Genomic DNA, 18775 nt, shown 5'->3' on the forward strand with positions numbered 1-18775 from the left:
AGCCGGGGGAAGTCTTGCTAAGTCAACGGCATGATCGCGAACACATATCCCACTTTGAACTTCGATCTCGGTGAAACTGCGGACATGATCCGCGAGACCGTGGCAAGTTTCGCCCAGAACGAAATCGCCCCTCGCGCTGCAGAGATTGACCGCACGGATACGTTTCCGCGCGACCTGTTGCCGAAAATGGGCGAACTTGGCCTCCTCGGCATCACGGTCGAGGAAGAGTGGGGCGGCACCGGGCTTGGCTATCTCGAACATGTGGTCGCGATGGAAGAAATTTCACGCGCTTCGGCTTCAGTCGGCCTGTCCTACGGCGCCCATTCCAATCTTTGCGTCAACCAGCTGCGCCGCTGGGGGAATGACGACCAGAAATCCCGCTACCTTCCCAAGCTCGTCTCTGGCGAACATCTTGGTGCCCTCGCCATGAGCGAGAGTGGCGCTGGCTCTGATGTCGTGTCCATGAAGCTGAAGGCCGAGAAGAAGGGCGACCGCTATGTGCTGAACGGCACCAAGATGTGGATCACCAATGCGCCGGACGCTGATACGCTGGTCGTCTACGCCAAGACCGAGCCACAGGCGGGTTCGCGCGGCATCACGGCCTTCCTGATCGAGCGCGACTTCAAGGGCTTCTCGGTCGCGCAGAAACTCGACAAGCTGGGCATGCGCGGATCGGAGACGGGCGAACTTGTCTTTGAGGACTGCGAAGTGCCAGAAGAGAACGTCATGGGCCCGCTGAATGGCGGCGTTGGCGTTCTGATGAGTGGGCTCGATTATGAGCGCGCCGTCCTGTCAGCCGGCCCGACCGGCATCATGCAGGCCTGCATGGATGTCGTGATCCCCTACATCCACGACCGGAAACAATTCGGCCAGTCCATCGGCGAGTTCCAGCTGATCCAGGGCAAGGTCGCGGACATGTATGTCCAGATGAATGCGGCCAAGGCCTATGTCTATGCCGTCGCCAAATCCTGCGACCGGGGCGAGACCACCCGCAAGGATGCCGCTGGCGCCATTCTGTATGCGGCCGAAACCGCGACCAAGCTCGCGCTCGACGCGATCCAGATCCTTGGCGGCAATGGCTATATCAACGAATACCCGACCGGCCGCCTGCTGCGCGATGCCAAGCTCTACGAGATCGGGGCAGGGACGTCGGAAATCCGCCGCTGGCTAATCGGTCGGGAACTTTTCGGCGAAACGGCTTGAATATGGACATCCGTTTGGCAGAACCTGAAGATGCCGGATGGATTACAGATATCTACGCACCGATTGTTGAAGAAACGGTCATTTCATTTGAACTGACCCCGCCATCGGTGAGTGAAATGGCGGAGCGTATACAGACCACTCTTGAGACATTTCCTTGGCTCGCGGCAGAAGAAAATGGTCAGCCATTGGGCTATGCCCATGCGTCATCGCACAGAGCACGCGCGGCTTATCAATGGTCATGCGATGTCAGCGTATACGTTGCGCCGGTCGCACGGCGTCGGAATGTTGGCCAGCGCCTGTACATCGAATTGCTGGAGGTTTTGAAACGTCAAGGGTTTCACAATGCCTTTGCTGGAATTGCCCTGCCGAATGTCCCCAGCGTTGCCCTGCATGAGCGTCTAGGGTTCGAGCATCTCGGAACGTATCGCAATGTTGGCTACAAGCTAGACGCTTGGCATGATGTTGGTTGGTGGCAAAAACGCTTGTCCAATGTTTCTGGCGGCCTCAGCGTACCGTCGAAGCCTGTTTCTGACTGATCGCGCGGAACGGCTTGGTAAAAGCTCTAGGCCGGACAGCACTTTTCCTTGATTTTCGTGCCTTCGAAAGCCTGCATCGTGGCGACATAGCCAGCCTGGACGGTTTCGTCATAGGCCTTCCAGTCGCGCAGCTGGACATCAGCCAGTTGGGGCAGGACCAGCACGTCGGCCATGTCGTGCCCGAACTTCGTGTCTGCGCGGATCGTCGCTGTTCGCATCAAAAGACCCGCAATCGGCGGCGGGCTGGAAAAGCCATTGTTGAACACCCAGCGGAAGAAGCTCGGCGGTTTAGAAAATTCCTCCAGATCCATGTTTTCCGGCTGGCGCGTGACATCAGAGCCCACGACAAAACCGCGATGCATATCCCGCATGATGTCGGCCGGAAAATTGTTCAGAACTGCGCCATCGACCAGCAAATCCTTGCCGTCCACGACCGGAGGCAAGATACCCGGCAGCGAGATGGTCGCCCGCAGCGCATTGCGCAGCAGGCCTTCGCGATGGATACGCGTGGCGCCGCTGGTGAGATTGGTCGAGGTACAGAAAAAGGGAATGTCGAGATCACCGATCTCCGCGTCGCCGAAATGCTCTTTCAGTCGGGCTGCGACGCGCGCGCCCTTCACCATGCCGACGACGGGCAAATGATAGTCCCCGAGCGGATTGCTGTCGACAAACGCCTTGCGGATGCGTCGCTCGATTTCGGCATCGCCCCATCCCATTGCGACACAGGCCGCGATGACCGAGCCCATCGAGGCGCCGCCCACAAAATCGATCGGCAGACCAAGCTCTCGCATCGCCTTGACGACGCCGATATGAGAATAGGCGCGCGCCCCTCCGCCTGACAGGATCAGGCCGACAGAGACACCAGCCATGATGCGGGCGAGCCGGTCGCAATCCTGACCCTCTACCCGGCTCCAGTGAAAGACGCGGGTAGCCCCGGACGCTGCGATCCATTCGGCTGGCTTGGCGCCCCGGCGCTCGTCGCTGTGATGTAGCAACAGGACGTCCACGAGTTTCAGCGTTCGGGCAGGGGACTGGTCATCCGGCATCAATGGATTGGAGGGGCGCGCATCAGCGCGGCCCACGACCCAGATCCGGTCGGCCTGGCGCATGGACAGGCGATACCAGGAATTGTCGCCAATGGCGGAGATCAGGATCACCACATCATGTGTGCGCTCCAACTCGTCGAAATAGGCAGCCGGGCGTTCATCACCCATCTGCTCGTCAACAATGACGGCTTTTCGCCCAAGGCGCTCCAACGCCTGTTTCAGCGACCGGGCCCGCAGCTTCAGATCGATGGTCGGTGAGGTGGCGACGAGCGTGAACACTTTCGGCGCAGCGCTGGCTACGCGATCACCGGATTTTCCCAGTCGGCGCAAAATCACCCGGATCATGGATTCGAGCAGTTCCGGCTCGGCTTTCACCATCCGGTCCCAGCCCTTGCGCGAGACGCCGATCAGTTCCGTGTCGCGCAGCGCGTAAACCGAACTCGTATGGGGTGCATCGTTCGGCACGCCATCGCCGGTCAGGTCGACCCCGCCGAGGAAGAGTGACATCTCGCCGGCCGGCTCGCCTGAGCGGATATGGCCGACAAATTCGGACTTTCCATGCACGCCGTCACGGAAGATGCCCAACGTCCCGGAGAGGACGAAATAGAGCGTGTCAGCGGGTTCCCCGGCAAGATAGAGCGGCTTGCCGGCGGCGACCGAAAACCAGATGGCTTCCTTGCCTGCCGCCTTCATGGCGCGGGCCGGAACATCCTTCAGGAATTCAATGGCCCGCAAGCGGGGAGTGATATCAATGCCCATGTTGAAGAACATGCCCATTTCGATTCCCTTTTCAAAGCCTTTCGCTCATCCCCTGTGTTTCAAATTCGCATGACGCCCGCGTGACAGGTGGGCCGGGCGCCGCTAAGCAGGCACAAAATTCCAGTGGGAGGCGTTATGCCGGTTCTGAAATCCAGTCTTGATGTGTCCGGTAGCAAATTTGCCGCCAACAAAGCCGCCATGGAGACGCTTCTTGCCGAATTGCAAGAAAAAACCGCTAATGCCGCCATCGGAGGCCCGGAAGCGTCTCGCAAACGCCATGTAGAGCGCGGAAAATTGCTGCCGCGTGAACGAGTCGAACGCCTGCTGGACCCGGGCTCTGCCTTTCTCGAAATCGGTGCGCTGGCCGCCAATGGCATGTATGATAACGAAGCCCCCGGCGCAGGCCTGATCACGGGGGTCGGCCGGGTTGAGGGGCGCGAATGCCTGATCGTCTGCAATGATGCGACGGTAAAGGGCGGCGCCTATTTCCCGATGACGGTGAAGAAGCATCTGCGCGCGCAGGAAGTGGCCCTCGAAAATCACCTGCCATGTATCTATCTGGTCGATAGCGGCGGCGCGAACCTGCCGCATCAGTCAGAAGTCTTCCCGGACCGGGAACATTTTGGCCGCATCTTCTATAACCAGGCCCAGATGAGCGCGAAAGGCATTCCCCAGATCGCCGCCGTCATGGGCAGTTGTACCGCAGGCGGCGCTTATGTGCCGGCCATGTCGGACGAGACCATCATTGTGCGCAAACAGGGCACGATCTTCCTCGGCGGTCCACCTTTGGTGAAGGCCGCCACGGGAGAAGTGATCTCAGCCGAAGACCTTGGCGGCGCAGATGTCCATGCGCGCCAGTCCGGCGTGGCAGACCACTATGCGGCCCATGATTCTCACGCGCTCGCCATTGTCCGCTCCATTGTCCGCACGCTGGCCACGCCAAAGCCCCAGCCCTTCGATCTGACAGAGCCTGCAGAGCCACTTTACGACCCTGCGGAGATGCATGGTCTGGTGCCTCAGGATGTCCGCGAGCCCTATGACGCCCGCGAAGTCATCGCGCGTCTCGTTGACGGATCGGAATTTCATGAGTTCAAGAAGCTCTATGGCGAGACGCTCGTCTGCGGGTTTGCGCGCCTCTATGGCATGCCGGTCGCGATCCTCGCCAATAATGGTATCTTGTTCTCTGAAAGCGCGCAGAAGGCCGCGCATTTCATCGAACTGGCCGACCAGCGCCGCATTCCCCTGGTCTTCCTGCAGAATATTACCGGCTTCATGGTGGGCTCGAAATATGAGGCCGGCGGCATCGCCAAGGATGGCGCCAAGATGGTGACCGCCGTGGCCACCGCCAGCGTGCCGAAATTCACCGTGGTAACCGGCGGCAGCTTCGGCGCCGGCAATTATGGCATGTGCGGCCGGGCCTACAGCCCCCGCTTCCTGTTCATGTGGCCAAACTCCCGCATCTCCGTCATGGGCGGCGAACAGGCCGCCAGCGTGCTCGCCACCGTTAAGCGCGACGGCATTGAACGCAAGGGCGGGGAATGGTCTGCCGAGGACGAGGATAGCTTCAAGCAGCCTATCCGCGACCTCTATGAGGCCGAAGGCTCGCCCTATTTCTCAACGGCGCGCCTCTGGGATGACGGCATCATCGACCCAGCCGATACGCGCCGCGTGCTGGGCCTTGCCCTTTCCGCCAGCCTCAATGCTCCGTTCCCGGATAGAGGGTTCGGCGTCTTCCGGATGTAGGGGTTCTACGTATAAAATCTGTTGCCTGCCAATGGTAGAAGCCCCCTGTCACATGGCAGGAGGCTGACCCCCATGACTCGCTCCATCTGTATCATTGACGGACATCCTGATCCTGACCCCAATCATTTGATACATGCGCTGTGCGACGCCTATGCCGAGGGTGCCGAGGTGACCGATCACGTCGTATCTCGCATCCGGATTGCGGATCTCGACATGCCATTCCTCAATTCTGAGAAAGAGTTCGCAATGCCGCCGCCAGAGCCGGTGCTGAGTGAACGCCAGAAGATCGCCAACGCAGACCACCTCGTCATCGCGTTCCCGCTCTGGATGGGTGGTATGCCAGCCAAACTAAAGGCCTTCTTCGAACAGGCTGCACGCGCCGGATTCTTCCTGAAAACAGGTGAGTCCGATCATGAATGGCCTGAGCGCATGATGAAGGGAAAGTCGGCCCGCATTATCGTGACGATGGGTATGCCCGATCTGGTCTATAGATTCGGCATGGATGCAGGCGCATTGAAAGCATTGGAGCGCGGCGTACTCGGCCTCTCCGGTTTCAAACCGATGCATCACACGATTATCGGCGGCGTTGGCGCGTTGACGCCATCAAAAGTCGAATCCTGGTTCGAGTTCATGAAGGAGATCGGCGGGCAGGCCGTCTGATCCGGGTTCATTACATCTTCGTCGTGAACGTCTTTTCACGCATCATTACCACTTGTTTCGAGTATGTTCAGTCCTGTCGCGGTCCCCTGCGACGTATAGAGTAAGAAGGAGTTCGAACATGGTCAGACGTAGCAGCTTTCTGGTAACGGCGGCGATGATGACGGCCCTGATGGGCCATGCGGGCGAGATGCCCGACTTCTCGTTGCTGGATCTGGATGATGATGGCCTGATCAGCGAGGACGAATATGTGAGCTACTCCGACAGCGCGGGCACAGCCAGCGAGTCGGAGGCGAAAGCGAAGTTCACGAAATTCGACCTCAATTCGAATGGAACTGTGTCCGAGGAAGAACTGGCAGATGCCCTTGCTGCCTGGCGGGGACGGTCCGATCAAGGCGCCGTAACGGCGGCTGGCCTGCCGCTGAAGGGGTCCGCCGGTCCAGCGGGCCCCTTTCCATTTGGAACGAATACGATAAACAGCGCCGATGGCGACAGCGCACCGACTGGCAGCAAACAGGTTTGATCTCATCCGGCTGGCGCTCGCTTCGGCCGTGTTTGCCTATCATGCAATCGTTCTGTCCGCGCTTGCGCCGATGAGCGGGTTGGAGCGCGCCTGGGGCCAAATTGCCGAGATCGCCATTCAAGGCTTCTTCATTGTATCCGGCGCACTGGTGGCCGGCTCGCTCATGCGGTCGCAAAACCTTGCTGACTATGCTGGCAAGCGGGTCCGTCGACTTTACCCGGCTTATGCTGTCGTCATTCTGATCCCGGCGCTCATCAGCCTGCTGATGGGCGGCAGTATTGGTGGAGTCGCAGAATATGTGGGTGCCAATCTCGTCTTCCTGAACTTCCTGTCGCCGGATTTGCCGGGCCTGTTCGAAGGCAACCGCTTCACAGAGGTCAATGGTGCGTTGTGGACGTTGAAGATCGAGGTTCTGTTCTATCTCATCCTGCCGATCATCGGCGGACTGCTGCGGACGATGCGCCGCGCGCAGTGGAGCGCCCTGGTGGGCCTTTATGTGTTGGGGGAGGGGTGGCGTCATCTGGTGCCTGTTTTTCTGGAGGGGGAATCCGCGCTTATCGCGGCGCGCCAGCTGCCGGGTCAGTTGGCCTTTTTCGCCAGTGGCGTTGCCTTGTGGCAGGTATGGGATCGGGCCCAGGCAAAGCCGCTCTGGTTCGGCGTGGTGGGGCTCGCATTGACCTTGCTCTCCTTCGCCCATCCCTGGCTGGAGCCGCTCCGCGCGGCCGGACTGACGGGCCTGATTGCCTGCCTGGCTTTCCTGCCAGGCCCTGCGCTGAACGCGGCGCGCTTCGGCGATATCAGCTACGGCGTCTACATCACTCATTTTCCGATCCTGCAGGGCCTTGTCATGGTCGGCGCTTTTGCAGCATTCGGCCATGCGGTCGGCTTTGCCCTGTCGGCGCCTCTCGTCATCGTGGCCAGCTATGCGCTGTGGCATCTTGTCGAGCGGCGCTCCTTGCGCCCATCCAGCCACTACCGCAAAGTAGCCTCCAACCCTGAACAGGACTGATCCCCATGCGCGATTCCGACTATGATCTCATCACGCTCGAAGCGACGCAGGAAGGCTTGGCGGTTGTCACGCTGAACCGGCCGGACGTGCACAATGCGTTCAATGCCGAGCTGATCGCCGAACTGACCGATGCGTTCCACACCATTGCCGACCAGCGTACCATTCGCATGATGATCCTGCGCGGCGCGGGCAAGAGTTTTTCGGCGGGCGCAGACCTCAACTGGATGAAGCTGGCGGCGATGCATACGCGCGAAGACAATGAGCGCGACGCGATGAACCTCGCCGAAATGCTGCGCACGCTCTACGACATGCCCCAGATGACGCTTGCCCTGGTGCAGGGCGCCGCCATGGGTGGCGGGGCCGGCCTCGTGGCCGCCTGTGACGTCGCTGTGGCGATGAAGGGCACGAAGTTCCGCTTCTCTGAAGTGCGCCTCGGCCTGACCCCGGCCACGATCAGCCCCTATGTGATCGAAGCCATCGGCGCGCGCTGGGCGAAGGCTTTGTTCACCACTGCCGAAACGTTTGATGCCGAATATGCTGAGAAGCTGGGCCTCGTTCAGTATGTCGTGGAAAATCAGGCCGAGATGACGGCCATGGAAGAACACCTCGCCGATCTTGTCTTCGCCGCTGCGCCCGGTGCTGTGGCCGAGAGCAAGGCACTGGTTCGCGATGTCTCCGGCGTATTCATCGACAAGGATCTCAGCCAAGAGACATCAAAGCGCATCGCAGCGCGTCGGGTCTCCGATGAGGGCAAGGAAGGCATTGAAGCCTTCCTCGACAAGCGCCCGCCTAGTTGGGGTCGGTAACCAGTACGCTGTCTTTGGAGTCCACCGGCAAGCCGAAGTCGGCCAGCAGATTAAGTGTCGCGCTGATCGGGTTTATCCCCGTGAGCGCTTCGATCTGGTGCTGGAAGAAATATGCCACGATGCCAAACAGGATGATGTAGATCACGAACTGCATCAGCGACTTCAGCAGGAAAGCACCCGCGCTGCCCGCGACGAAGCCGATGGCGCCGAGGATCAGCGCGCCGGCCACGGGGCTGAGATTGCTGACGTCTGCCGCCTGCGTGTAACCAATATAGCCGCCAACGCCGGCGCCGATGACTCCCGCGACACTGCTGATCCGGATTCCTGAAGCATAGGCCATAAGACACTCCCGTGGTTTCTTGGCATTAACCCTTACGACAGCTGGCAGGGGTGTCAAAGGCGGAATTTGGACTGGCAAAGGCCCTTGCCTCGCCCGGTGCGTGCCCCGATTGCGCCGTGTTTCCTGCAGATAGAGGAGGGCATGGAGATACCGGTCCCCGCCCAGACCCGCGCGCAACAACGCCTGCATGCCGCGCGCGCCGCGCTGCATGCGCGCTGCGTGAACGGCCCGGTCAGCCAGACCGTGTTCGAATTTGTGGCCTTCGGCATCAAGCAGGGCTGGGCGTGCCTGTTTGGCGGCCTGATGCTGGGGCTCTTGCTGCTGACCTTTGTCTGGTATCCGGAAGGCGCGCCGCTCTCGCGCTATGATTTCCTCGTGCTTGGCGCAGTCACCATTCAGGTCATGATGCTCTGGACGGGCCTGGAAACATGGGAAGAGGCGAAAATCATCCTCGTCTTCCATATTGTCGGCACGGTCATGGAACTGTTCAAGACCTATCATGGCAGCTGGATCTATCCCGAGGAGAGCTTCCTGCGCATTGGCGGTGTGCCGTTGTTTACGGGCTTCATGTATGCGGCGGTGGGTTCTTATCTGGCGCGGGTCTGGCGGATCTTCGATTTCCGGTTTGACCGTTTCCCGCCGCTCTGGATTCAAGGCATTCTGGCAGCCGCGATCTACGTGAATTTCTTCGCGCATCACTGGCTGCCGGATGTCCGGATCGCCCTGTTTGTGGGCACGGCGATGGTTTACGGGCCATGCCTTGTCTGGTTCCGCGCTGATGAAGCGCACAGGCCGATGCCGCTCGTAATCGGGTTCCTGCTCGTGGCAGTTTTCATCTGGTTTGCTGAGAATCTTGGAACATTCGCCCGCGCTTGGGCCTATCCCGGGCAAGAGCATGGCTGGCAGATGGTCTCTTTATCGAAACTCGGTTCGTGGTATCTGCTGATGATAATCAGTTTTGTTCTGGTGGCTTTGGTCCACCGGGCGCCGGGAGGGCCACGCATTGAAGATCCAGAAGCTGCTCGTCGCAAACAGGGGCGAGATCGCCTGTCGCATCTTTGAGACCTGCCATGGGCTCGGCATTGCGACAGTCGCCGTCTATTCCGATGCCGATGCGCGCGCGAAACATGTCCGCGAGGCCGATGAAGCAATCCATATCGGCCCGTCGCCTGCGCCGGAAAGCTATCTCAAGGTCGAGGCCATCTTGGCCGCTGCCAAGGCGACCGGCGCGGATGCCATCCATCCTGGCTATGGCTTCCTGTCCGAGAATGCCGATTTCGCCGAAGCCGTCGAGAAAGCGGGCCTCATCTGGGTTGGTCCTTCGGCCAAGGCGATCCGGTCCATGGGCCCGAAGGACGAAGCCAAGCGCATTGCCGAAGAGGCCGGCGTGCCTGTGCTGCCCGGCTATCGCGGCGAAGGGCAGGAGCTGGAAACGCTTGCCAGGGCGGCGAAAGGTGTCGGCTTTCCGCTGCTGATCAAGGCGGTTGCCGGGGGCGGCGGGCGCGGCATTCGCCTCGTCTCCAAGGCGGGCGAGCTGAAGGCCGAGCTGGAAAGCGCGGTGCGTGAGGCCGAAAGTTCCTTTGGCGATGGCCGGGTCATGCTGGAAAAACTGGTCGAGCAGCCACGCCATATTGAAGTGCAGGTCTTTGGCGATGCGCATGGCAATGTCGTCCATCTCTATGAACGCGATTGCTCGCTGCAGCGTCGCCGCCAGAAAGTCATTGAGGAGGCGCCTGCGCCCGGCATGCCGGACGATGTGCGCGCGGCCATGACGGACGCGGCGGTGAAGCTGGCAAAAGCGGTGGGCTATCAGGGCGCGGGAACGGTGGAATTCATCGTCGACGGGTCAAAGCCGCTGGGCGTCGACACGTTCTGGTTCCTCGAAATGAATACCCGTCTCCAGGTCGAGCATCCGGTGACAGAGATGATCACTGGGCAGGATCTTGTCGCCTGGCAATTGCTGGTCGCTTCCGGCGAGGAAATCCCGATGGCGCAGGATGAGATCCCGCTGATGGGACACGCCATCGAGGCGCGCATCTGCGCCGAAGATCCGGCCGATGGCTTCCGCCCCGGCGCGGGGCTGATCCTGGAGTTCGGCCTGTTGCAGCCCATTGATGGGGAAACGATCCGCTGGGATGCCGGTTTCGAGACCGGGGATCGCGTACCATCCAACTATGATTCCATGATCGCGAAACTGATCGTGTGCGGAGAAGACCGCGACGCGGCGGTTGACCTGCTGACCGAGACGCTGTCGCACACCCAACTCTCGGGCGTGCCGGCCAATACCGGCTTCCTGCGCCGCTGCGCCCTGTCGGACGCGTTCCGCGATGGCACGCATCATGTGAACTGGATTGCGGAGCAGGGGGATGCGCTGACCCAGCCTCCCGCCGCGCATCAGCATGCATCTGTTCTCGCCGTCAGCGACATCGAGCTGGATGACAGCGCTGCCGTCACACCATGGGGAATCCGGGATGGGTTCCGGGCGAATGGCGCGCCTGTGCGAAAGGCGGCCGTCGCTGTGGGCGCCGATGCAGACTGGTTTGACCCGTCCGAGCATGACGTCGATCCGGACGCGTCGCTGCCCTTCGTGACAGATATTTCGCCGCGCCGCTATGCGGTGACGACCGGCGGCGACAATGTTCTTGTGGAAGTGCCGGACTATGACGCCGATGTCGAAGCGGTGCTGGGCGGCGACTCAGTCAGCGCGCCGATGCCGGGCAAACTGCTCGCCGTGCATGTGAAGCCGGGCGATACGGTCACCAAGGGTGATCCGGTTGCGGTGATGGAAGCCATGAAGATGGAGCACACCCTGCCGGCGCCGCGCGATGGCGTGGTGGAGTCCGTGGAGGCTGCCGCCGGGGACCAGGTCGCCGAGGGCGATGTGCTGGTTCATCTGGAGGGGGAGTAACCCCCACCCTTCACATGCAGGTGTGGCCCTTCAGGCTCCGGACAGGTGAGGCCGGAGCAATCTCGCGCGCCGAGAGTGGGTGTGGAGACGCGCGAAAACAAGGAAACATGTAAAGGGTAGGGGCCGCTGCGTGACTAGGCCGCGACAGCGTAACCGGGATGGATCCGTGCAGGCATCTGCGCTTCGGGGCGATAGCGGCGGGGGACGATCGGCGGCGCGCTGATCTCGCCAAGCGGGTTGGCGGCGTAGGCCGTCGGCTCGGTTCTCAGGATCAGTTCGCCATATTCATTCTTGGCGACAGAGACGGGCGCGGCAGAGCCGTCGCGCTCTGCGGCCCAGAATTCAACGCCTGTTGAGGCCAGCGCAATCGCCTGTTCCAGCTCCATCCGGAAACCATCGCCATAGACGACATCCTTGGACTCAATTGGATCGTACTCACATCCCTTGATCACCAAACCCGACATGCTGAAACCCCTCGTGAAACTGTGTGCTGAACCTGTTCTTCGCTTGATCTGCGATGAGAGAACATAACCAGAATATTCACCTTTTGGAAAGGAAAAAGTTCTGACTTTGTTCCGAAAAGTTTGAAATCTGAAAAGATTCAGGAGTCTACGAGGAGGGTGCTAGCCCTGTAGCCGTTTGAGCGCCCGCTCGCGCCCGATCAGCGGCAGCAGCGCGCCCATGTCGGGGCCGTGTTCCTGTCCGGTCAGCGCCTTGCGGAGCGTCATGAACAGGCCCCGGCCCTTGCGACCGGTCTCGGCTTTCACGGCATTTGCCCACTTGCTCCAGGTCTCGCCGGTCAGCTCACCCGCGGGCAGCAGCGTGGCGGCGGTCGCCACGAAATCCTTGTCTTCAGCGTCTACCAGAGGCGTGATCTCGCCAAACACGGTCTCGACCCAACTGGCCACATCCGGCAGCAGGGAGCAATTCTCGCGCACCACAGTCCAGAAGGCTTCGTCGGCGGCGCGGGGGTCCACATCGGCGAGGGCAGGCCGTGCAGGATGGCCGCGTTCAGCGACAAGAGTTCGGTCTCGTCGAAGCGCGCCGGGGCGCGGCCGATCTTGCCGAAATCGAATTCCGCGACCAGCTGGTCCAGCGTTTCGCGCGCCTCCACATTGTCGGATGTGCCGATCTTGGCGAGCAGGCTGGAGACCGCCATCGGCTCATAGCCCTGTGCGCGCAATTCGCCCATCGACAGCGAGCCGAGGCGTTTGGACAGGCCCTGACCGTCCGCGCCGATCAGCAGCGGCGTGTGCGCCATGTCCGGCGCTGTGCCGCCCAGCGCCTTGAAGATCTCGATCTGCGCGCCGGAATTGGTGACATGGTCTTCCCCGCGCACGACATGGGTGATCTTCGCCTCGATATCATCGACGACCGAGGGGAGGGTGTAGAGATAGGAGCCGTCCTCGCGGATCAGGATCGGGTCGGACAGGCTGGACGTGTCGATGCTCTGGTCTCCGCGCACAAGGTCGGTCCACTCGACGCGCCCGCCGGAGAGTTTGAAACGCCAGTGCGGCGTGCGGCCTTCGGCTTCGAGTTTCGCCTTGTCTTCATCGCTCAGCTCCAGCGCCGCGCGGTCATAGACGGGCGGGCGGCCGCGCGACAGCGCGATCTTGCGCTTGCGGTCGAGTTCGTCGGCTGTCTCGTAGCAGGGATAGAGCAGGCCCATTTCGCGCAGCTTGTCGGCCGCCGCGTCATATTCGGCAAAGCGTTTGGACTGGCTGAAACTGTCGTCCCAGACGAGGCCGAGCCAGGTCAGGTCGGTGCGGATTCCGTCTTCATATTCCTGTGTCGAGCGCTCGGTATCGGTGTCATCGATGCGCAGGATGAACTTGCCCTGCTGGCCCTTGGCGAACAGCCAGTTGATCAGCGCCGTGCGCACGTTACCTACGTGCAGGCGGCCGGTGGGCGAGGGAGCGAAGCGAACAATCGGTGCAGTCATGGAAAAAACCTGTTTTGAAGCGTGCTTTCGACATCAAATCACGCAAAAAGCCAAGGGCCGATGCCATATTCTTGCTATTGTTCGTGCTAATGTGCGACGGGCATGTGAGTCGCCGTCGAGGAGAGGTAGATGAGACTGGGCTGTATTCTGATCGCCGCGGGCCTGTTGGCGGCCTGCGGGCAGGAGCGTGCGGAGGCTCCGGCAGAGACGCCGGCGCCCGCGACGACCGAGGTGAGCTCAGACCTCGACAGCGCGCTGGAGGCAGAGCCTGCCGCGCCGCCCGTCGATGATATCAATTATCAGGCCCTGTCGGGATATGATGAGAGCTGGTATGTCAGCGCGGGCTGGCCCGGCGAATATCCGGCCGGTTTTGCGGTGCTGGATGCCGGCACCAGCGTGCCCGCCTGGACGGTGCCGAATGGCGCCAATGAAGCCGACACGAGCTGCGCCCTGCCGCAATACGCCAATTACCAGCTTTGGAATTATGACCGCGCCGACGCCGATGACCTGCGCTTCTTCGTGGCGACCAAGACATTCCCGGTCACGCTGAGCCAGGATGCCAGCATCGAATACATTTCCGATGGTGGTATCCACACGCTCGACCTGAAGGCTGGCGACCAGCTGACTTATCTCCGCTATCTGGGGGAGGGGTTCACCGTCGTGGCTTATGAGGGCGCCGAATACGACATCAACGAAGCCGAGCTGCGTGATATCAGCGATATCGGCTCCATGCCGACGGTTGAGGACCAGTGGGTGCGCGTCACCTGCGCGGACGGCACGCAGCCCTGGCTGCTCTACGCGTCTGTCATAGACCATCCCGGCATCGTGCCATCGCCCATGCTGGCCTATGGCGAAGCGAGCGATATTGCCCCGGAAGATGCCGAGCAGATCCGCATGGATGCCGAGGCCAACCGTCTTGCCTATGAAGGGGTTGAGCCCGGCTCGCTCGAATAGGCGCCAAACGCCCGATCAATCGTCCCGGAAGCGGTTGGTGATCGGATAGCGCCGGTCGCGGCCGAAATTCTTGCCGCCGACCTTCACGCCCGGCGGGGCCTGACGGCGCTTGTATTCGGCAATGTAGAGCAAATGCTCGATCCGCTTCACCACGGCCCGGTCATGCCCGCGCGCCAGGATCGCCTCGATCGGCTCTTCCTCGTCCACCAGCCCGCGCAATATATCATCCAGCACATCATAAGGCGGCAGCGAGTCATCATCGCGCTGGTCTTCGCGCAGCTCCGCAGAGGGCGGCTTGGTGATGATCCGCTCCGGGATCACTTCGCCCGCCGGGCCCAGCGCGCCGCGCGGCACCATTGTGTTGCGCCACTTGGCCAGTTCGAACACTTCGGTCTTGTAGAAATCCTTCAGCGCATTGTAGCCGCCACACATGTCGCCATAGAGCGTCGCATAGCCGACCGCCATTTCGCTCTTGTTGCCCGTCGTCACCACCATATGGCCGAACTTGTTCGACAGCGCCATCAGCGTCACCGCCCTCAGGCGCGACTGGATGTTCTCTTCGGTCGTGTCCGGTTTGGTGCCGGCAAACTGGTCGGCCAGCATCTCGCCCATCGCGCCCACGCCGGGGGCGATATTGATGCTGTCATATTTCACGCCCAGCGCCTCGGCGCAGGCTTTCGCGTCTTCCAGACTGTCCGAGGACGTATATTTCGACGGCATCATCACGCACCAGACCCGGTCCGGCCCCAGCGCGTCCACCGCCATCGCCGCCGTCAGCGCCGAGTCGATCCCGCCCGACATGCCCAGCACGACGCCGGGGAATCTGTTCTTGTTGACATAATCGCCCAGCGCCAACACCGCCGCGCGGTATTCGGCATGCCAGTCTTCGGTCAGCTCCGCCTGCGCGTCGCTCTCGAAACAATGCGTGGCCGGATCATAGGCCACCATCGCCATGCCGGTAACGAAATCGCCCAGCAGCTGGTGCTCGGTCCCGTCATGATCGACCGCGTAGGAGCTGCCGTCAAAGACCAGTTCGTCCTGCCCGCCTACCTGGTTCACGAACAGGTACGGCACGCCCGTCTTGCGCCAGGCGGAAAAGGTCGTGTGCCGCTCCACCTGAACCGTCCGCCGCCAGGGCGAGCCATTCGGCACGATCAGCATGTCGGCGCCCGCATCATGCAGCTCGCTCGGCACGCGCGGATACCAGATATCCTCACAGATCGCGACGCCGATCTTTACGCCATGAAACTCGAACACCGGGGGCGGGCCCTCGCCGGCATCGAAGATGCGCTTTTCGTCGAACACGCCATAATTGGGCAGTTCGCGCTTGTCATAGCGGCCCTTGATGGCCCCGCCCGACAGCCAGACGGCCGAATTGTGGCGCTTGCCATCTACCATCCACGGCGCGCCGATGATGATGTCCGGCGCATCGGCGGTCTCGGCGGCCAGCGTGTTCACCGCCTTCATGGAATCTTCCACTGCAGCGGGCTTCAGCACCAAATCCTCGGCCGGATAGCCCAGGATGAAGAGTTCCGACAGGACGACGAGGTCCGCGCCCTGCGCCTTGCCCTCGGCCAGCGCGCCCCGCGCCAGCTCCAGATTCCCCCGAATATCCCCCACCACCGGGTTCAACTGCGCGACCAAGATTCTCAGCTTTTTGCTCATAAGGAGCATTTAGGCGATGGGGAGATGATTGTCATGAGATTGTTTCAAGCAAGTGGTGCCTATCCATTCGGTGCGGTACGTTAAGTGGAATGTTGTTTCTATAAATCGGAGAGATAGGCACGTGCAATTCCCACAAGTCTTAACCGCAAGAGTCCATTTGACGGGATCAGATGCGATCCGAAATATCACTTTGAATGGTCCGATAACTACGTTTATCGGCCCAAATGGCTCTGGAAAAACTCAACTATTAAGAGCACTACGCGACCCTTTGCGTAATCTCATTGAAAATGCGCAGTCGGATAGTCCTCTCAACAAACGAGTTCGGTTTTTGTCGGCAGGTCGTATGGGTATGCTGGAGCAGTATCGCTCAAATTATGACGGCCACAGGCAGCAACCACGCTACGACCACGCGGTTTACGGTACGCGTCAGGATTCTACGCGCCGGTTAAACTACGAAACACTGCTGGGTGACTTTCATACTCTATCTTTGAAACCAGACGTTTTGGTAAAAGTTCGCGAAAGACTTCGAAAGCTCTTTGGGCGCGATATTCGATTGAAATGGGATGCGGGTAATTTGAAGGCCGACTTCGTATCCATAGAGCAGAAAATATCTTACGGCTCAGCACGCGAGGCGTCGGGCCTTATGCATCTGGCAGGTTTGCTGGCAGCACTGTATGATGACGATGTTGGTGCGTTGATAATAGATGAACCTGAAGTGTCTCTTCACCCTCAACTCCAAGCATTTTTGATGCGTGAAATTCGATCTGTCGCCGGCATACCGACTAATGAGAACAACAAAAAGCTCATACTATTGAGCACACACTCCACAGAATTCATCGGCATACAAAGAGTGTCAGATATTCCCCATTTCATCTTTTGCGAGAGTATTCATCAAGATTTGGTGCAGGTGGAAAAAGAGGCTGAAGTTTTGCAAAGTAAAAAGATTGCGGAATTAGTCAGTCGAATTGGTCAAGAGCATCGACTTGCATTGTTTTCTAAATCGCCATTGCTGGTGGAGGGACCATCTGATGCAATCATATCCGGCTTTTTATGTAATAAGTTCGATATTCATATTGAGGCCGGTGGTTCACAAATCCTACCTGTGATCGGGAAAGGAGAGTTCCCAACGGTCGTAAAATTTCTGCGGTTGTTAGGGAAGTCGCCAGTGATCTTAGCTGATGCTGATGCATTTGTTGACTCGCTTGATGTTCTTAGCCTGTTTCTCAATAGTCAGACTGCTGATGAGGTGGCTGCCGGATTAGGGGCAGGTTCAGCGAGAGAACTAATTAAAAAAATTCGGGAGGATTTTTTGTCGCACGCCGACAATCACTTCGGGTTGATTGAAGAGCTGGCGAAATCCACACTTTATTGGAAGCAGGGGGAAGCGGAATCGGACCCTGATCCGCAGAAAGTGCATCGACGGGCTGCATTCTCCGCGATGTTCTCACACAATCCCGATGAGCTCCCTGAAGTGTGGCGAAAGATGAGAACTCGTTTGGAGACGGCGCTTAATATACTCGAAGGTGAAGGCTGCTTTATATTGAGACGTGGGGCGATCGAGAGCTACTATTCTGAATCTTCGGGCACTGGGACAACTGGAAAGCCGTACGCTGCTTCAGAAGAAGTTCTGAGGATGGAAGGTGCATCAGACAACGAAATTGCTGAGAAGTACGACGATCTAATTCGAGCACTTAAATATTCTGCCCAGACAGCTGCCCTGAATGAGAGCTCTTTGATTCGAGACCAAGTATTAGCAATTGTTGGCCCCATAGTCGCACGGCTTAGGCAGAGTGAACACATCGATTTGAATGAGTTCTCACAAACGATGTTAGGAGACGCGGCAACGATCTACTCACTATCCGTCAATGACGGCGTTTTAGTCGTCAGCCTTACTTCGCGAATTTTGGAACTTTCTGCCTTTCCGCTGAAGTTTGACATCGAGAAGGATCCGGTGGACGAAATCGGCAAGCAAATAGAAATGTAGTGAGTTACCTCTGGCGCATTCTTTTCGATTTGCAATCCCAATCCGTCTGATACCCGCCACCCCCATACTTCCCGGATGGACGCGCAAACGGACATTCTGAAACGGGGGCTGGAACATACCGGGCGGGCGGTGCTGGATGCCTCCGCGCTGGCGAACCTCCATCTCGGGCCGAAAGTGATCGGGCGGGGGGTGGCGCAGCGGATTTCCGGGCGGCTCAAAATGCTGGAAACCATTGTCCGCCGCCTGATCCTGGTGCTCGCGCTCAATCTGACGCTCGCCCCGGCGGCCCCGCGCGCCGCGCCCGCCGAGCCGAAGCCGGAACCGAACCTGCCCGACGGCGTCGAACTCGCCATCTTTCCGCGCCTTTATCCAAGACGTTTGAAATTGCTGCCCGCACGCCAGACGATTGAGGGCGGTTTTCCGGACATTTCCCGGACCCTTTCCGGACCCGTATCCCCGCACAGGCTGATGGCCCGCATCGCGGCGCTCCGGCGCGTCATCGCAGACCCGGACGGCCACGCCCTGCGCCTCGCGCGCAGTCTCAAACGCCTGCAGAAGCATGGCGAACCGCGCCCGGCGGTTGGCGCGGCGACCTCCGCCTTCCGCCTCTCGCCAGAGCTGGGCGCGATTGCGACGCTATTGCCCGCGCAGATCCGCGCCGGGCTGGACTCCTGGGAAAGCTCCGGCTGACGCCCGCTGC

At 60.0% G+C, this 18775-nt stretch carries 16 protein-coding genes and 1 pseudogene; 12 read left to right on the forward strand and 5 right to left on the reverse strand.

Features of this window, described 5'->3' with window-relative positions; all coding sequences use genetic code 11:
* The first annotated feature begins 30 nt into the window (after positions 1 to 30).
* Positions 31 to 1203: an isovaleryl-CoA dehydrogenase gene (locus L53_RS13875; RefSeq protein WP_034816652.1), complete on the forward strand. Its 1173-nt coding sequence runs from the start codon at positions 31 to 33 to the stop codon at positions 1201 to 1203.
* A gap of 2 nt (positions 1204 to 1205) precedes the next feature.
* A complete protein-coding gene (locus L53_RS13880) occupies positions 1206 to 1739 on the forward strand; it encodes an arsinothricin resistance N-acetyltransferase ArsN1 family B (RefSeq protein WP_034816654.1) in 534 nt (177 codons plus the stop codon).
* A gap of 26 nt (positions 1740 to 1765) precedes the next feature.
* Here L53_RS13880 and L53_RS13885 read toward each other — a convergent pair whose 3' ends face one another.
* The gene (locus L53_RS13885) at positions 1766 to 3562 is read right to left on the reverse strand and encodes a patatin-like phospholipase family protein (protein WP_051607990.1); all 1797 of its coding nucleotides are present in this window, start codon (positions 3560 to 3562) and stop codon (positions 1766 to 1768) included.
* Positions 3563 to 3679: 117 nt separating this feature from the next.
* Between L53_RS13885 and L53_RS13890 the strand changes: the two genes are divergently transcribed.
* From L53_RS13890 to L53_RS13910, 5 genes are all read left to right on the forward strand, one after another.
* Positions 3680 to 5287, forward strand: a complete 1608-nt coding sequence (locus tag L53_RS13890; RefSeq protein ID WP_034816656.1) for a carboxyl transferase domain-containing protein — start codon at positions 3680 to 3682, stop codon at positions 5285 to 5287.
* A gap of 72 nt (positions 5288 to 5359) precedes the next feature.
* A complete protein-coding gene (locus tag L53_RS13895) occupies positions 5360 to 5947 on the forward strand; it encodes an NAD(P)H-dependent oxidoreductase (protein ID WP_034816659.1) in 588 nt (195 codons plus the stop codon).
* A 118-nt stretch (positions 5948 to 6065) separates the two neighbouring features.
* The gene (locus L53_RS13900; RefSeq protein WP_156947931.1) at positions 6066 to 6467 is read left to right on the forward strand and encodes an EF-hand domain-containing protein; all 402 of its coding nucleotides are present in this window, start codon (positions 6066 to 6068) and stop codon (positions 6465 to 6467) included.
* A complete protein-coding gene (locus L53_RS13905; RefSeq protein ID WP_233347850.1) occupies positions 6430 to 7476 on the forward strand; it encodes an acyltransferase in 1047 nt (348 codons plus the stop codon). Before L53_RS13900 ends, L53_RS13905 begins: the two co-directional genes overlap by 38 nt.
* Positions 7477 to 7481: 5 nt before the next feature.
* Positions 7482 to 8282 (forward strand): enoyl-CoA hydratase-related protein, encoded by an 801-nt coding sequence (locus tag L53_RS13910; RefSeq protein WP_034816662.1) that lies wholly within the window; start codon positions 7482 to 7484, stop codon positions 8280 to 8282.
* Here the strand turns inward: L53_RS13910 and L53_RS13915 are convergent.
* Complete coding sequence (locus L53_RS13915; protein ID WP_034816664.1) at positions 8266 to 8622, reverse strand: hypothetical protein; 357 nt, start codon at positions 8620 to 8622, stop codon at positions 8266 to 8268. The two genes, L53_RS13910 and L53_RS13915, sit on opposite strands and share 17 nt — an antisense overlap.
* A 141-nt stretch (positions 8623 to 8763) precedes the next feature.
* Here L53_RS13915 and L53_RS13920 point away from each other — a divergent pair, with 141 nt between their 5' ends.
* Complete coding sequence (locus L53_RS13920) at positions 8764 to 9684, forward strand: DUF817 domain-containing protein (protein ID WP_084333479.1); 921 nt, start codon at positions 8764 to 8766, stop codon at positions 9682 to 9684.
* Entirely contained in the window at positions 9626 to 11530 is a 1905-nt protein-coding gene (locus tag L53_RS13925) for a biotin carboxylase N-terminal domain-containing protein (protein WP_034816666.1), read from the forward strand. Before L53_RS13920 ends, L53_RS13925 begins: the two co-directional genes overlap by 59 nt.
* 134 nt (positions 11531 to 11664) lie before the next feature.
* On the opposite strand, the gene L53_RS13930 is transcribed toward L53_RS13925, so the two are convergent.
* Both L53_RS13930 and gltX read right to left on the reverse strand, forming a co-directional pair.
* On the reverse strand, positions 11665 to 11994 hold the full coding sequence (locus tag L53_RS13930) for a hypothetical protein (protein WP_034816668.1): 330 nt from the start codon (positions 11992 to 11994) through the stop codon (positions 11665 to 11667).
* A gap of 159 nt (positions 11995 to 12153) precedes the next feature.
* Positions 12154 to 13472: pseudogene (gene gltX / locus L53_RS13935) on the reverse strand (glutamate--tRNA ligase).
* A 129-nt stretch (positions 13473 to 13601) separates the two neighbouring features.
* On the opposite strand from gltX, the gene L53_RS13940 reads away from it, so the two are divergent.
* On the forward strand, positions 13602 to 14426 hold the full coding sequence (locus L53_RS13940; RefSeq protein WP_051607991.1) for a hypothetical protein: 825 nt from the start codon (positions 13602 to 13604) through the stop codon (positions 14424 to 14426).
* A 15-nt stretch (positions 14427 to 14441) separates the two neighbouring features.
* Here L53_RS13940 and L53_RS13945 read toward each other — a convergent pair whose 3' ends face one another.
* On the reverse strand, positions 14442 to 16091 hold the full coding sequence (locus L53_RS13945) for an NAD+ synthase (RefSeq protein ID WP_034816839.1): 1650 nt from the start codon (positions 16089 to 16091) through the stop codon (positions 14442 to 14444).
* Between the two features lie 157 nt (positions 16092 to 16248).
* On the opposite strand from L53_RS13945, the gene L53_RS13950 reads away from it, so the two are divergent.
* Positions 16249 to 18075 carry an ATP-dependent endonuclease gene (locus L53_RS13950; protein ID WP_198019820.1) on the forward strand — a complete coding sequence of 609 codons (1827 nt, stop codon included), beginning with the start codon at positions 16249 to 16251 and terminating at the stop codon, positions 18073 to 18075.
* A gap of 75 nt (positions 18076 to 18150) precedes the next feature.
* Positions 18151 to 18765: a hypothetical protein gene (locus L53_RS13955; protein WP_034816671.1), complete on the forward strand. Its 615-nt coding sequence runs from the start codon at positions 18151 to 18153 to the stop codon at positions 18763 to 18765.
* Positions 18766 to 18775: the final 10 nt, after the last annotated feature.

It is taken from the genome of Hyphomonas sp. L-53-1-40 (assembly GCF_000682775.1).
In the GTDB taxonomy this organism is placed as follows: domain Bacteria; phylum Pseudomonadota; class Alphaproteobacteria; order Caulobacterales; family Hyphomonadaceae; genus Hyphomonas.